Origin of the sequence: Streptomyces sp. NPDC093109, from assembly GCF_040701725.1 — a bacterium.
Classification (GTDB): domain Bacteria; phylum Actinomycetota; class Actinomycetes; order Streptomycetales; family Streptomycetaceae; genus Streptomyces.
The window spans coordinates 45934-60868 of the sequence record NZ_JBFBEZ010000002.1; the positions used below are offsets into that span (position 1 = coordinate 45934).

The 14935-nt window shown below is 70.8% G+C and carries 14 protein-coding genes; 9 read left to right on the forward strand and 5 right to left on the reverse strand.

Annotated features, from left to right (window positions below; translation table 11 throughout):
• Nucleotides 1-116 precede the first annotated feature (116 nt).
• Together AB0389_RS02610 and cobG are read right to left on the reverse strand one after the other, a co-directional pair.
• Nucleotides 117-767, reverse strand: a complete 651-nt coding sequence (locus AB0389_RS02610; protein WP_366393485.1) for a precorrin-8X methylmutase — start codon at nt 765-767, stop codon at nt 117-119.
• Nucleotides 764-2398, reverse strand: coding sequence for a precorrin-3B synthase (gene cobG / locus AB0389_RS02615; RefSeq protein ID WP_366393755.1), 1635 nt, complete (start codon nt 2396-2398; stop codon nt 764-766). The genes AB0389_RS02610 and cobG overlap by 4 nt, the downstream gene beginning before the upstream one ends.
• 330 nt (nt 2399-2728) lie before the next feature.
• Between cobG and cobN the strand changes: the two genes are divergently transcribed.
• Nucleotides 2729-6388, forward strand: a complete 3660-nt coding sequence (gene cobN, locus AB0389_RS02620; protein ID WP_366393486.1) for a cobaltochelatase subunit CobN — start codon at nt 2729-2731, stop codon at nt 6386-6388.
• A gap of 1115 nt (nt 6389-7503) precedes the next feature.
• Here the strand turns inward: cobN and AB0389_RS02625 are convergent.
• Together AB0389_RS02625 and AB0389_RS02630 are read right to left on the reverse strand one after the other, a co-directional pair.
• Nucleotides 7504-7722: a hypothetical protein gene (locus AB0389_RS02625; RefSeq protein ID WP_366393756.1), complete on the reverse strand. Its 219-nt coding sequence runs from the start codon at nt 7720-7722 to the stop codon at nt 7504-7506.
• A 208-nt stretch (nt 7723-7930) separates the two neighbouring features.
• Entirely contained in the window at nt 7931-8365 is a 435-nt protein-coding gene (locus AB0389_RS02630) for an ATP-binding protein (RefSeq protein WP_366393487.1), read from the reverse strand.
• Between the two features lie 199 nt (nt 8366-8564).
• Here AB0389_RS02630 and AB0389_RS02635 point away from each other — a divergent pair, with 199 nt between their 5' ends.
• The 7 genes from AB0389_RS02635 (at nt 8565) to AB0389_RS02665 (ending at nt 12869) form a co-directional block, all read left to right on the forward strand.
• Nucleotides 8565-9434 carry a helix-turn-helix transcriptional regulator gene (locus AB0389_RS02635; RefSeq protein WP_366393488.1) on the forward strand — a complete coding sequence of 290 codons (870 nt, stop codon included), beginning with the start codon at nt 8565-8567 and terminating at the stop codon, nt 9432-9434.
• Nucleotides 9431-9625, forward strand: a complete 195-nt coding sequence (locus AB0389_RS02640; RefSeq protein WP_366393489.1) for a DUF397 domain-containing protein — start codon at nt 9431-9433, stop codon at nt 9623-9625. The genes AB0389_RS02635 and AB0389_RS02640 overlap by 4 nt, the downstream gene beginning before the upstream one ends.
• Nucleotides 9622-9816 carry a DUF397 domain-containing protein gene (locus AB0389_RS02645; RefSeq protein WP_366393490.1) on the forward strand — a complete coding sequence of 65 codons (195 nt, stop codon included), beginning with the start codon at nt 9622-9624 and terminating at the stop codon, nt 9814-9816. Before AB0389_RS02640 ends, AB0389_RS02645 begins: the two co-directional genes overlap by 4 nt.
• Before the next feature lie 190 nt (nt 9817-10006).
• Complete coding sequence (locus AB0389_RS02650) at nt 10007-10543, forward strand: hypothetical protein (protein ID WP_366393491.1); 537 nt, start codon at nt 10007-10009, stop codon at nt 10541-10543.
• A 337-nt stretch (nt 10544-10880) separates the two neighbouring features.
• Nucleotides 10881-11432: an NUDIX domain-containing protein gene (locus AB0389_RS02655; protein ID WP_366393492.1), complete on the forward strand. Its 552-nt coding sequence runs from the start codon at nt 10881-10883 to the stop codon at nt 11430-11432.
• 277 nt (nt 11433-11709) lie between these two features.
• Nucleotides 11710-12381, forward strand: coding sequence for a hypothetical protein (locus tag AB0389_RS02660; RefSeq protein WP_366393493.1), 672 nt, complete (start codon nt 11710-11712; stop codon nt 12379-12381).
• 2 nt (nt 12382-12383) lie between these two features.
• Nucleotides 12384-12869, forward strand: coding sequence for a GNAT family N-acetyltransferase (locus AB0389_RS02665; protein WP_366393494.1), 486 nt, complete (start codon nt 12384-12386; stop codon nt 12867-12869).
• Between the two features lie 2 nt (nt 12870-12871).
• On the opposite strand, the gene AB0389_RS02670 is transcribed toward AB0389_RS02665, so the two are convergent.
• The gene (locus tag AB0389_RS02670) at nt 12872-13018 is read right to left on the reverse strand and encodes a hypothetical protein (protein ID WP_366393495.1); all 147 of its coding nucleotides are present in this window, start codon (nt 13016-13018) and stop codon (nt 12872-12874) included.
• Nucleotides 13019-13371: 353 nt separating this feature from the next.
• On the opposite strand from AB0389_RS02670, the gene AB0389_RS02675 reads away from it, so the two are divergent.
• Nucleotides 13372-14922 carry a thioester domain-containing protein gene (locus tag AB0389_RS02675; protein WP_366393496.1) on the forward strand — a complete coding sequence of 517 codons (1551 nt, stop codon included), beginning with the start codon at nt 13372-13374 and terminating at the stop codon, nt 14920-14922.
• Nucleotides 14923-14935: the final 13 nt, after the last annotated feature.

Below are 14935 nucleotides of genomic sequence, written 5' to 3' on the forward strand. Positions count from 1 at the left end.
CGGGTCGCCGGGGCCCAGGCCCACCCCGTACAGGCGGCCCGGGCCCGGGACTACGCGGGACTCGTTGGTGGTGATGGTGGTGGTGGCGGCGGTGCTGGTGCTGGTGCTGTTCTCGGTCATTCCGTTTCACTCGCGATCGCGTTGATGGCCGCCGCCGCGATGGCGCTGCCGCCCCGCCGCCCCCGTACGACCAGGTGTGCCAGGCCGGCCGGGTGTTCGGCGAGCGCGTCCTTGGACTCGGCCGCTCCGATGAAGCCGACCGGTACGCCGATGACCGCCGCCGGGTGCGGCGCGCCGTCCTCGATCATCTCCAGCAGGCGGAAGAGCGAGGTCGGCGCGTTGCCGACGGCCACGACCGAGCCTTCGAGCCGATCCCGCCACAGCTCCATGGCGGCGGCGCTGCGCGTCGTCCCCATCTCGGCGGCCAGCGCGGGCACCGACGGGTCGGAGAGGGTGCAGACGACGTCGTTGTCCGCCGGCAGCCGCTTGCGGGTGACCCCGCTGGCGACCATGGACACGTCGCACAGGATCGGCGCGCCCGCGCGCAGCGCCTCGCGGGCGCGGGCGACCACGGTGGGCGTGTAGCTGAGATCGCGGACCAGATCGACCATGCCGCAGGCGTGGATCATCCGCACCGCGACCTGGGCGACATCGGCGGGCAGCCCGGCGAGGTCCGCCTCGGCGCGGATCGTGGCGAAGGAACGGCGGTATATCTCCGCGCCGTCCTTCTCGTAGTCGAACGCTGTGGACACTCTGGTCTCGCTCATTTCGTGACTGTTGTTGATCGTGTTCGAGTCTGTGTTTGTGTTTGTGCTTGTGATCGGGCTGTCGCTACTGCTGCGGCCAGCCGTGGTCCGGTCGCCGTCGCCGCCACTGTCGTTGCCTGCGGAACGCCGTGTACGGAGACCGTGTAGTCGCCCGCCTCCGTCGCCACCACGTCCACCCACGCGCCCCCGGGATGACCGCAGCGCCGCGCGCACCCCGACCAGTAGACGGGGAGGGCGTCCCCGGGGAGGGGCGCCAGAGCGCCGGCCGCGCCGGCCGCGTCCGCCGCGTCGGACCGTACGTCCGCCAGCGCCTTCGCGCACCCGGGCCGGCCCGTGCAGGCGCCGACCCCGTGCCAGGGGGAGTCGGGGGTGGTGATCAGTCCGGCCGTACGGAGCCGGTCGAGGAGCGCGTCGGCGGCGGCCGGGGCCAGGCCGGGGATGATCATGCCGCGCCAGGGGGTGACGCGCAGCTCCCCCGGTCCGTTCTCCGGTCCGTTCTCCGGTCTGTCTTCGGTCAGCATGAGTCGCCACTGTTCGACGCTCAGCCGGCCCAGTGGGGCGTGGACGGAGAGGGCGACCGTTCCGTCGGGGGAGTGGATCCGGCCGGGGGCCGGGGGAGCGGCGTACGGCCAGGGTGCGGGCGGAGAAGCCGGTGCGGGCGGTGCGGTGGGCGGCTCGTACGCTCGCCCCCCGATTCCCGCCTCCGTCAGCCGCGCCGCCACTGCGGCGTCCAGCTCCCGCCCCGCGTCGGGGAGTTCCCGTACCCGCCAGGCGCCGGTGCCGCTCGCCGCCGCGACCGTGAGGAAGGTCTCCGCCGCGAGGAGGGCCGCGCGGGGGGCGTCGGACGCGGATACCCGTACGCCGGAACGGTCACCTGAACGGTCACCGGAACGGTTCGTTCCGGTGTGTACGGTCGCCCCGCCGCCCGGCTGTGCGAGCAACGTCACATCCGCGCCCAGCGCCGCCACGTCTCCCCGGCCGTCGTCCAGCGCGAAGAGGAAGCGTCCCGACAGAGCCGTCGCCGCCGGGCTCGCGCAGAGCAGCGCGTCCAGCTCACGCGCCCACAACCGGGCGTCCCCCGAGGCGAGTTCGTCGAGGCCGCAGAGCGGGGACGCCACGATGTTCCGTACCCGCTCGTGCTCCGGCGAGGGCAGCAGGCCGGCCGCGTCCAGCAGCGCTTCCAGCTCGCCGCCGCAGGCCGCGCCCAGCCCCCGGAGCTGGACGTTCCCCCGGGACGTGATGTCCAGATGCCCGTCGCCCAGCCGCTCGGCCGCCACCGCGAGCGCCTCCGCCTGGCGGTACGTCAACGTCCCGGCCGGCAGCCGCAGTCGGGCCAGCCATCCGTCGTCGGCGCTGTGCAGCCGCAGCGCACCGGGGCAGGCGTCACCGCGCTCCCGTACGGGCCCCGGGGCGGCATCCCGTACGGGGACGGGCGCGGCGTCCCCTACGGGTGCGGCGTCCCCTACGGGCGCCGGCGAGGCGTCCCCTACGGACAGCCGGGCAGCGTCCCGTACGGACACCGGAGCGGCGTCCCCTACGGACACCGACGCAGCGTCCCCTACGGGCTCCGGGCCAGGGGTTTCGTCCCGGTTCACGGGTGGTTGCGGGGTGGGCGGCATGGCCGCGAGCATACCCACGTGGGACCGCCCGGCCACCTGGCGCGCAGCCGTCTCCACCGGCGCCCTCCCGGGCGGCCTCCCCGCCCGTGACCTCAGCACTTACTATGCAGACGGCGGGTTCCACGGCCCGCCGATCGCCAGCGACGGCGTCTTGGGGAGGAAGCCCGGTGCGAACCCGGCGCGGTCCCGCCACTGTGAGCCCGGCGACGTGTGCCGTGCGACGTGCGCAGCCGTAACGCGGCGCAGCGTGCGACGCGACACGGCGCCGGACGAGTCAGGAACTCCCGCCGTCCACTCACCACCCCGCCCGGGGCGCGGACCCCGAGGAAGGCCAGACGCCGCATGCTTCTGCTCCTGTCGACGTCCGACACCGATCTGCTCAGCGCCCGCTCGGCGGAGGGACCGGTTCCGTACCGGTACGCCAACCCCGCCCGGCTCGCGCTCGACGAGCTGCCCGCGCTGCTGGAGGGCGTCGACCTTGTCGTCGTACGGCTCCTCGGCGGGCTGCGCGCCTGGCAGGCGGGCATTGACCAGCTCCTCGCCGGGCCCCGGCCCGTCGTCGTCCTCACCGGGGAGCAGGCCCCCGACGCGCAGCTGATGGAGGCGTCGACCGTCCCCATCGGGATCGCCGCCGAGGCGCACGGATATCTCGCGCACGGCGGCCCGGAGAACCTCGCGCAGCTCGCCCGCTTCCTCTCCGACACCGTGCTGCTGACCGGGCACGGCTTCGAGCCGCCGGCCGCGTCGCCGACGTGGGGGCGGATGCAGCGCCGGTCCCCGTTCCCCTCCGGACCTCTCGCGGAGCGCGACCGTCCCCTTGTCGCGGTCCTCTACTACCGCGCCCACCACCTCAGCGGGAACACGGCCTTCGTGGACGTCCTGTGCGACGCCATCGACGAGGCGAACGGCCGCGCCGTGCCGATCTTCGTATCGTCGCTCCGTTCCCCCGAGCCCGAGCTGTTGGAGGCGCTGGAGGACGTCGACGCGATCATCACCACCGTCCTCGCGGCCGGTGGCACCAAGCCCGCCACCGCCTCCGCCGGTGGCGACGACGAGGCGTGGGACGCGGGCGCGCTCGCCGCGCTCGACGTACCGATCCTCCAGGCCCTCTGCCTGACCTCCAGCCGCGCCGCCTGGGAGGCGAGCGACGAGGGGCTGACCCCGCTGGACGCGGCCTCGCAGGTCGCGGTGCCGGAGTTCGACGGCCGGCTGATCACCGTCCCGTTCTCCTTCAAGGAGCTGGACGAGGACGGCCTGCCGGTCTACGTAGCCGACCCCGAGCGGGCCGCGCGCGTCGCCGGGATCGCCGTGAAGCACGCCCGGCTCGCGTACATCCCGACGGAGGACAAGCGCATCGCGCTCGTGCTGTCCGCGTACCCCACCAAGCACTCCCGTATCGGCAACGCCGTCGGTCTCGACACCCCCGCCAGCGCCATCGAACTCCTCGGTGAACTCCTGGCCCAGGGCTACTACTTCGGCGACCCCGACGGCACCGGCGACACCGACGGACCCGTCCCCGGCCTCGCCTCCGGCGACGGCGACGAGCTGATCCGCGCCCTGATCGACGCCGGCGGCCACGACCAGGAGTGGCTGACCGAGGAGCAGCTCGCCCGTAACCCGGTCCGTATCCCGGCCGCCGACTACCGGCGCTGGTACGACAAGCTCCCCGCCGAGCTGCGCGAGAAGGTCGAGACGCACTGGGGCCCGCCGCCCGGCGAGATGTTCCTCGACCGCAGCCGCGTCGGCAACGGTGGCGACCCGGACGGCGACATCGTCCTCGCGGCGCTGCGGCGCGGGAATCTGCTCATCCTCATTCAGCCGCCGCGCGGTTTCGGCGAGAACCCGATCGCGATCTATCACGACCCCGATCTGCCGCCCTCGCACCACTATCTGGCCGCCTACCGCTGGATCGCGGCCGACAGCGCGGACGGCGGTTTCGGCGCCGACGCCATGATCCACCTGGGCAAGCACGGCAATCTGGAGTGGCTGCCCGGCAAGAACGCGGGCCTCTCCGCCGCCTGCGCGCCCGACGCGGCGCTCGGTGACGTACCGCTGATCTATCCGTTCCTGGTCAACGACCCGGGCGAGGGTACGCAGGCGAAGCGGCGCGTGCATGCCACGCTGGTGGACCATCTCGTACCGCCGATGGCGCGCGCCGAGTCGTACGGCGACATCGCGCGCCTGGAGCAGCTCCTTGACGAGTACGCGGCGATCTCCTCGATGGACCCGGCCAAGCTGCCCGCGATCCGCGCGCAGATCTGGACGCTGATCCAGGCCGCGAAGCTCGACCACGACCTCGGTCTTGAGGCCCGGCCGGACGACGACGGTTTCGACGACTTCCTCCTCCACGTCGACGGCTGGCTCTGCGAGGTCAAGGACGCGCAGATCCGCGACGGGCTGCATGTCCTCGGCCACGCGCCGGAGGGCGACGCGCGCGTCAACCTGGTGCTCGCGATCCTGCGCGCGCGCCAGATCTGGGGCGGTACGACGTCGCTGCCCGGCCTGCGCGAGGCGCTCGGCCTCGACGAGTCGGCGCCGACGCGCACCGACGCGGACACGGTCGAGGCGACGGCCCGCGCGCTGGTCCAGGCGATGGAGGACGCCGACTGGGACGTCGACGCGGTGCCCACCGTCGCGGCCGGCCACCCCGAACAGGTCGCCGCGATCCTCGAATTCGCCGCCGAGGAGGTCGTACCGCGCCTGGAGGCGACGACCGACGAGATCGACAACGTGCTGCACGCGCTGGACGGCGGCTCGGTCAGCGCGGGCCCCTCCGGGTCGCCGCTGCGCGGTCTTGTCAACGTCCTGCCGACCGGCCGCAACTTCTACTCCGTCGACCCGAAGGCCGTCCCGAGCCGCCTCGCCTGGGAGACCGGCCAGGCGCTCGCCGACTCGCTGCTGACCCGCTACCGCACGGACAACGGCGAGTGGCCGACGTCCGTCGGGCTCTCCCTCTGGGGTACGAGCGCGATGCGCACGTCGGGCGACGACATCGCGGAGGCGCTGGCGCTGCTGGGGGTGCGGCCGGTGTGGGACGACGCGTCGCGGCGGGTAACGGGCCTGGAGCCGGTCCCTCTCGCGGAACTGGCCCGCCCCCGCATCGACGTCACCCTGCGCATCAGCGGCTTCTTCCGCGACGCGTTCCCGCACGCCATCGGGCTGCTGGACGACGCGGTGCGGCTGGTCGCCGGGCTGGACGAGCCGGCCGAGTCCAACTTCGTACGGGCCCACGCCCAGGCCGAACTCGCCGAACACGGCGACGAACGCCGCGCCACCACCCGCATCTTCGGCTCCCGCCCGGGTACGTACGGCGCGGGCATCCTCCAGCTCATCGACAGCCGCGACTGGCGCACGGACGCGGACCTGGCGGAGGTCTACACCGTCTGGGGCGGCTACGCGTACGGCCGCGAGCTCGACGGCCGGCCGGCGCGCGCGGAGATGGAGACCGCGTACAAGCGCATCGCCGTCGCCGCGAAGAACACGGACACGCGCGAGCACGACATCGCGGACTCCGACGACTACTTCCAGTACCACGGCGGCATGGTCGCGACCGTACGCGCCCTGAAGGGCACGGCCCCGGAGGCGTACATCGGCGACTCCACCCGCCCGGAAACGGTCCGCACCCGCACCCTGGTCGAGGAGACGTCCCGCGTCTTCCGCGCCCGCGTCGTCAACCCGAAGTGGATCGAGGCGATGCGCCGCCACGGCTACAAGGGCGCGTTCGAACTGGCGGCGACGGTCGACTACCTCTTCGGCTACGACGCGACGACGGGCGTCGTCGCGGACTGGATGTACGACAAGCTGACGGAAACGTACGTCCTGGACCCCGAGAACCGCGCCTTCCTCCAGGAGGCCAACCCGTGGGCCCTGCACGGCATCGCGGAACGCCTGCTGGAGGCGGAGTCGCGCGGGATGTGGGAGAAGCCGGACCCGGGGGTGCTGGACGCGCTGCGGAAGGTGTTCCTGGAGACGGAGGGGGAGCTGGAGGGGGACGAGGACTGAGCCGCCGTCGGCTTCGGGACGTGCTGAGGGTCAGTGCAACGCCGAGTGGGGTGGGTGGGTGGCGGAGATTGTTGGGCGTGGGGCCGCCCCTCCTGCTGTGAGTTTCGCGTCTCCGTGACAGGTGTAAAGGGCGCTCCTGCGTCGCGTCGGCTGCGCCGATTTCGCTTCGCTCACCCTTGACTCCTGTCCCGGAGTCGCAAGTGCGGGTGTGGGAGGGGCGGCCGGGGGGTGAGGGGTTGCCCGGGGGACCGGCCGGGCTGCCGGTCGGTTCGGGGTCCTCGGGTGGGTGGGCCCTGCGGGGCTGCGCACTCTTTGCATGGGGCTGCCGGGCTCGTCTCGGCGGCCGACGGCCGCCGGTTGGCCGGCACTCATGCCCCACTGATCACCGTTGCGTTGTGGTGCCCGGGAGCTGGGTGGCGCCTGCTGTCCGGTCGGGGTCCTCGGGCCCGTTCCGGGCCGGGAGTCTCCGGGCGGTGCCCGGGAGCAGGGAGTGCGACGTTGGAGCCACTTTCGGCACGTCAGACGGCTACAGCGTCGCAGTCGTCGGGATCAAGCTCCCACACCCCCATCGATCAGTCCCATATGGGGTGATTTGGGAGGTGGTTGGGGGGCTCTCCGGACGGCACATGTGTCCTGAGGTGCGTTAGACGCACTCCTCGATGCAAAGACCGCCTCCGGGAGCCCACTTGCCGCCACGCAGGTCCCACCAGTCCCTCCCCCACCCCACGGTGACCAGCGGGGCCTGAGTCGTAACCAGCAACGGACCGTTGGCCGCTGAGCCGGTGTCGGGCCGCCCCTCTCCTCTGCCGCGTGGCCCTGCAGGGTCCGCCGGGCCGTCGGACCCTGAGCCGAGTGGTAGGGCAGCGGACCTCTTGGGCCCCCCTCACCCCCCGGCCGCCCCTCCCACACCCGCACTTGCGACTCCGGGACAGGTGTCAAGGGTGTAGCGAAGCGTAATCGGCGCAGCCGACGCGACACAGGAGCGCCCTTTACACCTGGCACGGAGACGCGACACTCAAAGGCTGGAGGGGCGGCCCCTTTCCCAACAACCCGCGCCACCCATCCACCCCACTCAACACCGCTCTAACCCGCAGGTCACACCCCCCCCTGCGCCATTACGACGCGGAGCGGCGTCGGCGGCCGTGGAGCCTGCCGAGGGCGGCGAGTTGGCGCCGCTCCCACGGGGTTGCCGACCGTACGGTGCTCAGCTTCGCGACCCAGGCGTACCCGGTGGGCCGCTCCAGGCAGACGCGTTCCCCGGCGAAGCTGGTGATCCGGCCGGGCATCTCGAACGTCCGGTCGTACACCACCATCCCGACGGTCAGCCCGTCCATGTGCGCCACCGCTCTCCCTGGTTGCGGTCGCGGTACCCGTCCTGGCCTCGCGCCGCGCGGTGATGGCGGGCGAGCGTGAGAAGCGCGTCCCACATCTCGGGCGTCGTAGGTACGGGCGCCGACCGGACGGGAGTTACGGGTACGGGCATGGGCGCGGCCGTATGCCCCCGGGCCCGCCACCGCTCGAAGCCGCGACGTAACCACCCCCTCACGCCGAACCCCCGGCGCCGTCCCGGTCCGCCTCGAACCGCGCCCACACGCACTTCCCGTACTCCAGCTCCCGGCACCCCCAGGATTCGGACAGCGCGGCAACGAGCAGCAACCCGCGCCCGCCCTCCCCGTCCTCGGGGCAGCCCGCGCCGAGCTGCGGCAGCCTCGTGCGGTCGGGGTCGGAGACCTCCAGCACCAGCTCGCCCCAGTCCACATGCAGCGTCACCTCGACCTCGGCGAAGCTCACGCGGCAGTGGACGACGGCGTTGGTGACCAGCTCGCACGCCACCAACTCGACTTCCGGGGTGAGCCGTTCCAGCCCCCATGCGGCCAGGGTCTCCCTGACTCGGGCCCGCACGGCCGGCACGTGTTTCTTGCGTTTCGGGATGCGGAAGGTGGCGCGAAGCGGCTCCGCGGAAAGGGTGGTGGGCATGGCTGGACCCCCAGCTGACGCGTGGTCGGAGTTACGCCGAGTGGCCGGATGGCGACGGCGCGTTCCCGAGGCTAGGGCTGCATAACCTCTGACGACAACCCCATCTGACTGCAAGCATGCAGTAATTCACACAGACGGGTGACTAGCCGTGCCCTGCAACGGAGTTGCAGACTTGGGCCCCTGAAGAGAGGGGAATGCCATGCCCGATGGTGGGAAACCGACGGTGCGCAGCAGGCGGCTTGGTGCGGCGCTGAGGCGTTACCGGCATGCGGCGAAGATGGATCAGGCGCAGGCCGCTGAGGTGATCGCTGCGTCCGCGGCCAAGATCAGCCGAATGGAGAGCGGGCATGTGTCCTGTCGTGTGATCGACGTCCGCTTGCTCATGGCGGCTTACGGGGAGACCGAGCGCGAAAAGGTCGCGCGGTACGAGGAACTGGCCAAGACGTCGAAGCGGCGCGGCTGGTGGCTCGAACATGCTGCGCATCTCCGCTCGGACTACCTCGACCACATCTCTCTGGAGGACGACGCCACGTACATCCGGGAGTGGCAGCCCGTCATGTTCCCCGGGCTGCTGCAAATCTCTGCCTATGCGAAGGCATCCATCGAGGCAGGGCTTGGATATGTCGCTCCGGAGCGGATCGAGAAGCTGATGCAAGTGCGGGAGGGGCGGCAGGCGAAGGTGAGCGAGGGCGGAGCCACCTATGCCGCCATTGTCTGGGAACCAGTCATTGCGCACCCGTTGGTCGATGACGGCATTCACCGTGAACAGTTGGCACACATCCTTGAGGTGGGCAAGCGGAAGAACGTGACCATCCAGGTGCTGCCGTTCACCGCAGGGGCGAAGGCGGCCATGACCTCAGCATTTGCGTCGTTCAGCTTCGACTCCGAACCGACTGTGGAGGCCGTTACGTTGGACAACCTGAGAGGTACGTCCGTCCTCGAAGGAGCCGACGACTTGACGGCTTACGCCAATGCGTTCGACCAACTACGATCGGCAGCACTGGCACCCGAGGCGAGCGCGCGGCTTATCCGGGCCGCACTGCGGAGCAGCAAGGAAGACACATCGTGACCTCTGACGTCATAGGCCCGTATCGGAAATCTTCGTACTCCGGGCAGGAGAACAACTGCGTCGAGATTGCCGTGACAGCCAACGGCGGCCGTGCCGTACGGGACAGCAAGGATCCCGCGAGGCCGCCCCTCGGCTTCGCCCGCGCGCAGTGGAAGATCTTCCTGACGCACGCGAAGACGGATGCCTCGTGACCCCCGAGGCCGTAGGCCCGTACCGGAAATCGTCCTACTCGGGCCACAACAACGACTGCGTCGAGATAGCCCCTACGGCCAACGGCGGCCGTGCCGTACGCGACAGCAAGGACCACACCCGCGCGCCCCTCGGCTTCGCCCGCGCGCAGTGGAAGATCTTCCTGACGCACGCCAAGTCGAAAGCCTTGTGAGCCTTGAGACCGTAGGCGCCTACCGGAAGCCGTCCTGCCTGGGGCGACATCCTGAGGCGGCAGGCGCGCTCAGTGTGACGCGTGCGGCTGGGTGAGGGGATTCGGCGGGACGCCTGTCGTACGGTGACTTCCCCCCTACGATGGGTGAGCCGGGTGGGGAAGGTGTCCCCGCCGGTTCGGGAGGCTTCCTGTGGACGCTGGAGACGGCGGCGGCCGGGACTACCCGCCGAAGACTCCGCCCCCGCCGAAGAAGCCGGTCGCCCCGCCGTTCCCCAACCCGCCGAAGCCGAAGGGGCGCGTCGCGACGAGGGACCGGCGCCGGGTGATGATGGCCAACCGCCGGGGCGCGAACTGGCCTCTGGAGCGGCGGGACTGGACGCCGGCCGTCGCCCGGCGGCGTGTGCTCGACAGACTCCGGGAGTGGGGGTACCAGCCGGCCGAGGACGCCGTCGGCGCCGTCGTGGCGCTCCTGGTGGAGACCGCCATGGCGGACGGCGGGACCCGTGTGAGCCTGCACCTGACCGACGACGAGCAGCGCGTCCTGGTCCTCGTCCTCAACCACTGCCCCGGCATGGCGCCCTCCTCCTCGGACCGGTTCATGAAAGATCTGGTGGCGCTCGGTGTCACCGAATGCGGGACGGAGAGCGGAGAGGACGGGCGCCGCCTGTGGGCGCTCCTGGACCTGCGGGGCGGGGCGCCCGCGCTCCCGGTTTCGGCGGGGCCGTGAGGCCGGCGGAGGCGTTGTCGTCCCAGCCGTCGACCCGCCGGAAATAGCTCGCAGGGCGCGGCTGTGCCGTACCCCACCGCCCTGGTCCGCTACGGTGACGGAGTTCTTGCCCTGGTCGCGGGGGTGGTGGCCGGTCCCGAGTACAGGGAGTGTCCGGTCCAGTGGGTCGGGACCCCGGGGCGTTGCCGTGCTCCCCGCGCAGGCGGGGATGGGCCGGAGGCCGGGGCCGGCGAGCGCGCACCGGGCCGGTGTTCCCCGCGTGTGCGGGGGCGGACCTCACACCTTCCTGCCGACCGCCAAGGCCCACCGCGGCGACGTGGCTCTCCTACTTCAACAGGTGATCGACTTGCCCGTCACAGAAGCCCACCTCCGTACCACCCTGACCGCCTACCTCGACGAACATCCCGAGGAGAAGCCCGGCCTCGCTCCGGTCCTGGGCCTTCTGGACTCCGGCGCCGATCTCACCCTCCGCAGCGAGTTCCGCGGCCACGCGACCGCCGGGGCGATCCTCGCCGGGCCGGACGGGCGGATTCTGCACGTACACCATCTCGCCCTGGACAAGTGGCTCCTGCCCGGCGGTCACCTGGAGAGCACGGATGACGCACTGCTGGAAGCGGCCCTGCGTGAGCTCACCGAGGAAACGGGCATTCCCGCTGACGCCGTCACCGCGGTGACGCACCGGCCCGTTCACATCGATATCCACTCCATCCCCGCCAACGACGCCAAGGGTGAACCGGCCCACCAGCACATCGACTTCCGCTTCGTCTTCCGCACCACGGCCGACATCGGCCGGCTCCAGGCCGAAGAGGTGACCGGCGCGGCCTGGCGCGACGCCGGTGCCATCGGTGACCAGAGCCTCCGGCTCCGCGTCGCCCAGGCTCTGAGCTGACGCCCCTGTGCTGCCCCCGCGCCGCGCCTCCGAGGCGGGCCCCGTACGACTGGAAGGCGGTACGGGCATGGTCCCGGACCAGACTCCCCGCTGTCCCCCTGCTGCGCTGAGGGCCGCCGAGGCCGTATGCGGTACTCCGCTGGAGTTGAGAGAGATCAGTGATCGGCGTGGATCTGTCGTGTGGAGGGCCGTTGGGCCGGGTGGTGCTGTCGCGGTCAAGGCAGGATTCGGTGACGGTGCTTCCGCCACCAGCCGCGAAGCCGCGGTTCTCGCCGCGTTGGACATTCCTGGTTACGCGCTCGGCTCCGGACTTGACGACGGCGATGGCGACGATGGTGACGATGGTGGCGGCGTTTCCTGGCTCGTCACCCAGTGGTTCGCCGGGCCGTCGACCTGGAAGGTCTTCGGGGCCCTACGGAAGAGCGCGGAGGGGTACGGAGAAGCCGTTGCCGCGGCGGTGGCGCTGTGCCGTACGGTGGCCGGCCTCCATGCCTCGGGCTGGGTCCACTCCGATCTTCAGCCTTCCCACGGCATCCATACCGACAGCGGCGTACGGCTCATCGACTTCGCCTGGTCCTGGCGGCCGGGCATGGAGCCGACGAACGACTTCCGGGGCGCCATCGTGCACCTCACGGCCCCCGAGTTGGCCGCGTCCATCGATGCCGGTGTTCGGCCCGTCATCCCCAGCATGTCCGCCGAGGTGTACGCACTCGCGGGAACCCTGTGGACCTGTGCCACCGGGCGCTGGCCGCTCGACTACGACGCTGTCGGTTTCGACCGGACGACTCCGCTGGCAGTACGGCGTACCGCTGTCGCGGAGCGACGTATTCCTCTTGATGGCGCGCGACCGTGGCCCGCGCTCCAGGGCATCCTGCGTCCGGTCCTGCTCGGTGCCCGCGACGACCGTCCCACCGCCGCCGAGCTGGCCGACGCGCTGGGGGCGCTGTGATCGTGCTCCGGGACCTCACGATGGACGACGCTCCGTCTGTCCAGCGCGTCTACAGCGGTGCATCCGTCAGATTCACCACAGGTGAGGCTCTGACAGCGGCGAAGGCCAGGGCCAAGGTGGCGAACATTCTGGTTCACGCCCGCGCTGTCCCCCGCGAGCACTGGTGCTTCGGCGTCATCGTGGCTGACGACCTGATCGGCCTCGCCAAGTTCCGGTGCCGAACCCGGTCAACTGCCTCGATCAACTACGTCCTCCGCGACGACATGTGGGGTAACGGCTATGCCACCGAGGCGGTGCGGCGGCTTGCCCGCTTCGCGTTCGCCGTTCCCGGCCTGGACCGGCTCACCGCTCGGCATCATCCTGAGAACCCGGCCTCCGGACGTGTCCTGGCGAAGTCCGGTTTCGTCTGTACGGGATGTGACGACGACGATTACGTGACGTACGAACTCCGGCAGCCGTCGCGCCCGCGCCGCCAAGGACGCACGTGATGTTACGGCCGTTCCATTACGCGTTTGAGGGTGGCCAGGTCGGCGGATACCGCGTTCGCGTCGCGTTGGAAGTCCTCGTCGCTCACTCCGGGGCGTCGGCGCAGGGTGAAGAGCGCCTCGCAGTCGGTGCCCTCGGCGATCACTCGCATTGGGTGATGGTGGGCGGGGATTCGGGCATATGTGGCGCGATAAGGATCAGGTGGTCAAACGTTCAACTTCGGACGTTCGGGCGTTCAGTGCATATACGCTGCCTTTTCAAAGGCTTTTCAATACCTTCACTCGACTCGAATCGCGTTGCGGATTTATCGACTTTCCCGCAAAGTGCGGGTGAGGCGCATAACGATTCCGATTCGGAACGATCACCAAAGGTGATTGGCTGTTTATTTGCTGTGAGCGTTCCTTAGGGTTTGGCGAGTAACGCGGGGGCTCCCGGTGGGAGTTCTCGCAGACGAGGCGAACGCGGCGAACCCGCCATGCGGAGCCTCGCCCGGAAGGGAAACATATGTACAGAGTGGGAAGCCGCGGGGTCTCTCGCCTCGCCGTCGCCGTTCTCGCGGCCGGCATGTTCACCGGTGGCGCGATTGCCGGCGCGGGGGCCGCGTTCGCGGATGAATCCGCTCCGAACGCCGGAGGAGCTTCCGCCAAGCTGACCGGGTTGAAGACCTACAGCACCGCGGTCATCAAGCAGAACGGCCGGAGCCAGAAGGTCTCGGCCGGGCTCTTCGAAATGGCGGTCGACAACGGCGGGAAGATTCAGACCTACTGCATCGACATCCACCAGCCGACCAAGAACAACGCGAACTACCAGGAAGTCCCCTGGAAGTCCTCTTCCCTCGGCTCCAATCCGGACGCCGGGAAGGTCAACTGGATTCTGGAGAACTCCTACCCCCACGTGAGCGACCTCACCGCGCTGGCCAAGGCCGCCGGTGTGAGCGGTTCCCTGACGCCGCAGCTCGCCGCCGCGGGGACGCAGGTCGCCATCTGGCGCCTCTCCGACGCCGCCGATGTGACGGCGCAGGACAAGAAGGCCGACCAGCTGGCCGACTACCTCCAGAAGAACGCCAAGAACTCCTCTGAGCCCGACGCGTCGCTCAGCCTCAACCCGCCCGCCGTCTCCGGCAAGTCGGGCGAGAAGCTCGGGCCGATCACGGTCAGCACCAACGCGGGCTCCGTACAGATCGCCGCGGGCGCCGGCACCCCGGCCGGAGTCAAGGTCGTCGACAAGAACGGTACGGAGGTGACCAGCGTCAAGGGCGGCGACGAGCTGTACTTCGACGTTCCCGCCGGCACCGACGACGGCACCGCCTCGCTGACCGCCAAGGCCAGCACCAAGATCCCCGTCGGCCGCGTCTTCACCAGCGGCGAGGGCAACAAGCGCAGCCAGACCCAGATCCTGGCCGGCTCCACCGAGAGCAGCGTGACCGCGACCGCCACCGCCAACTGGGCCGCCAAGGGCCCGATCCCGGCGGCGCACGCCGAGGTCAACTGCGAGGCGGGCGGCGTCGACGTGACCGTCTCCAACGAGGGTGACAAGCCGTTCACGTACACCGTCGGCGACAAGGAGCTGACCGTCCAGCCGGGCGGCTCCGAGACCACCACGGTCCCGGTCGGCGAGGACGAGGCGTACAAGATCGTCGTCAAGGGCGGCGACTTCGAGCAGACCTTCGAAGGCGTGCTGGACTGCGAGACCAGCGGCACCATCGGCGGCGGCGGTGACACCGGCGGCGCGACCGGCGGCTCCGCGACCGGCGGTTCCGACGGCGGTTCCGAGGGCGGCACGACCGGTGAGACCACCGGTGAGACCACGGGCGAGACCAGCACCGGCGGCACCGACGAGCCGACCACCGACAGCTCCGAGTCGCCGTCGAGCGAGCCCAGCCCGGCCTCGGCCGGCGGTTCCACCTCCGGCACCACGGGCGGCGGCGACCTCGCCCAGACCGGTGGCAGCAGCGCCACCCCGCTGATCGGCGGGATCGCGCTGGTCCTCGTCGCGGTCGGCGGCGGCGCGGTGTTCTTCCTCCGCAAGAAGAAGAGCGCGGCCGAGGCTTCGTAACGGTCGATTCGCA

Excerpts from the sequence above, each read along its gene's own strand:
- AB0389_RS02610 (WP_366393485.1), bottom strand. The coding sequence starts at position 767 with ATGAGCGAGACCAGAGTGTCCACAGCGTTCGACTACGAGAAGGACGGC.
- cobG (WP_366393755.1), bottom strand. The coding sequence starts at position 2,398 with ATGCTCGCGGCCATGCCGCCCACCCCGCAACCACCCGTGAACCGGGAC.
- cobN (WP_366393486.1), top strand. The coding sequence starts at position 2,729 with ATGCTTCTGCTCCTGTCGACGTCCGACACCGATCTGCTCAGCGCCCGC.
- AB0389_RS02625 (WP_366393756.1), bottom strand. The coding sequence starts at position 7,722 with ATGGACGGGCTGACCGTCGGGATGGTGGTGTACGACCGGACGTTCGAG.
- AB0389_RS02630 (WP_366393487.1), bottom strand. The coding sequence starts at position 8,365 with ATGCCCACCACCCTTTCCGCGGAGCCGCTTCGCGCCACCTTCCGCATC.
- AB0389_RS02635 (WP_366393488.1), top strand. The coding sequence starts at position 8,565 with ATGCCCGATGGTGGGAAACCGACGGTGCGCAGCAGGCGGCTTGGTGCG.
- AB0389_RS02670 (WP_366393495.1), bottom strand. The coding sequence starts at position 13,018 with ATGCGAGTGATCGCCGAGGGCACCGACTGCGAGGCGCTCTTCACCCTG.
- AB0389_RS02675 (WP_366393496.1), top strand. The coding sequence starts at position 13,372 with ATGTACAGAGTGGGAAGCCGCGGGGTCTCTCGCCTCGCCGTCGCCGTT.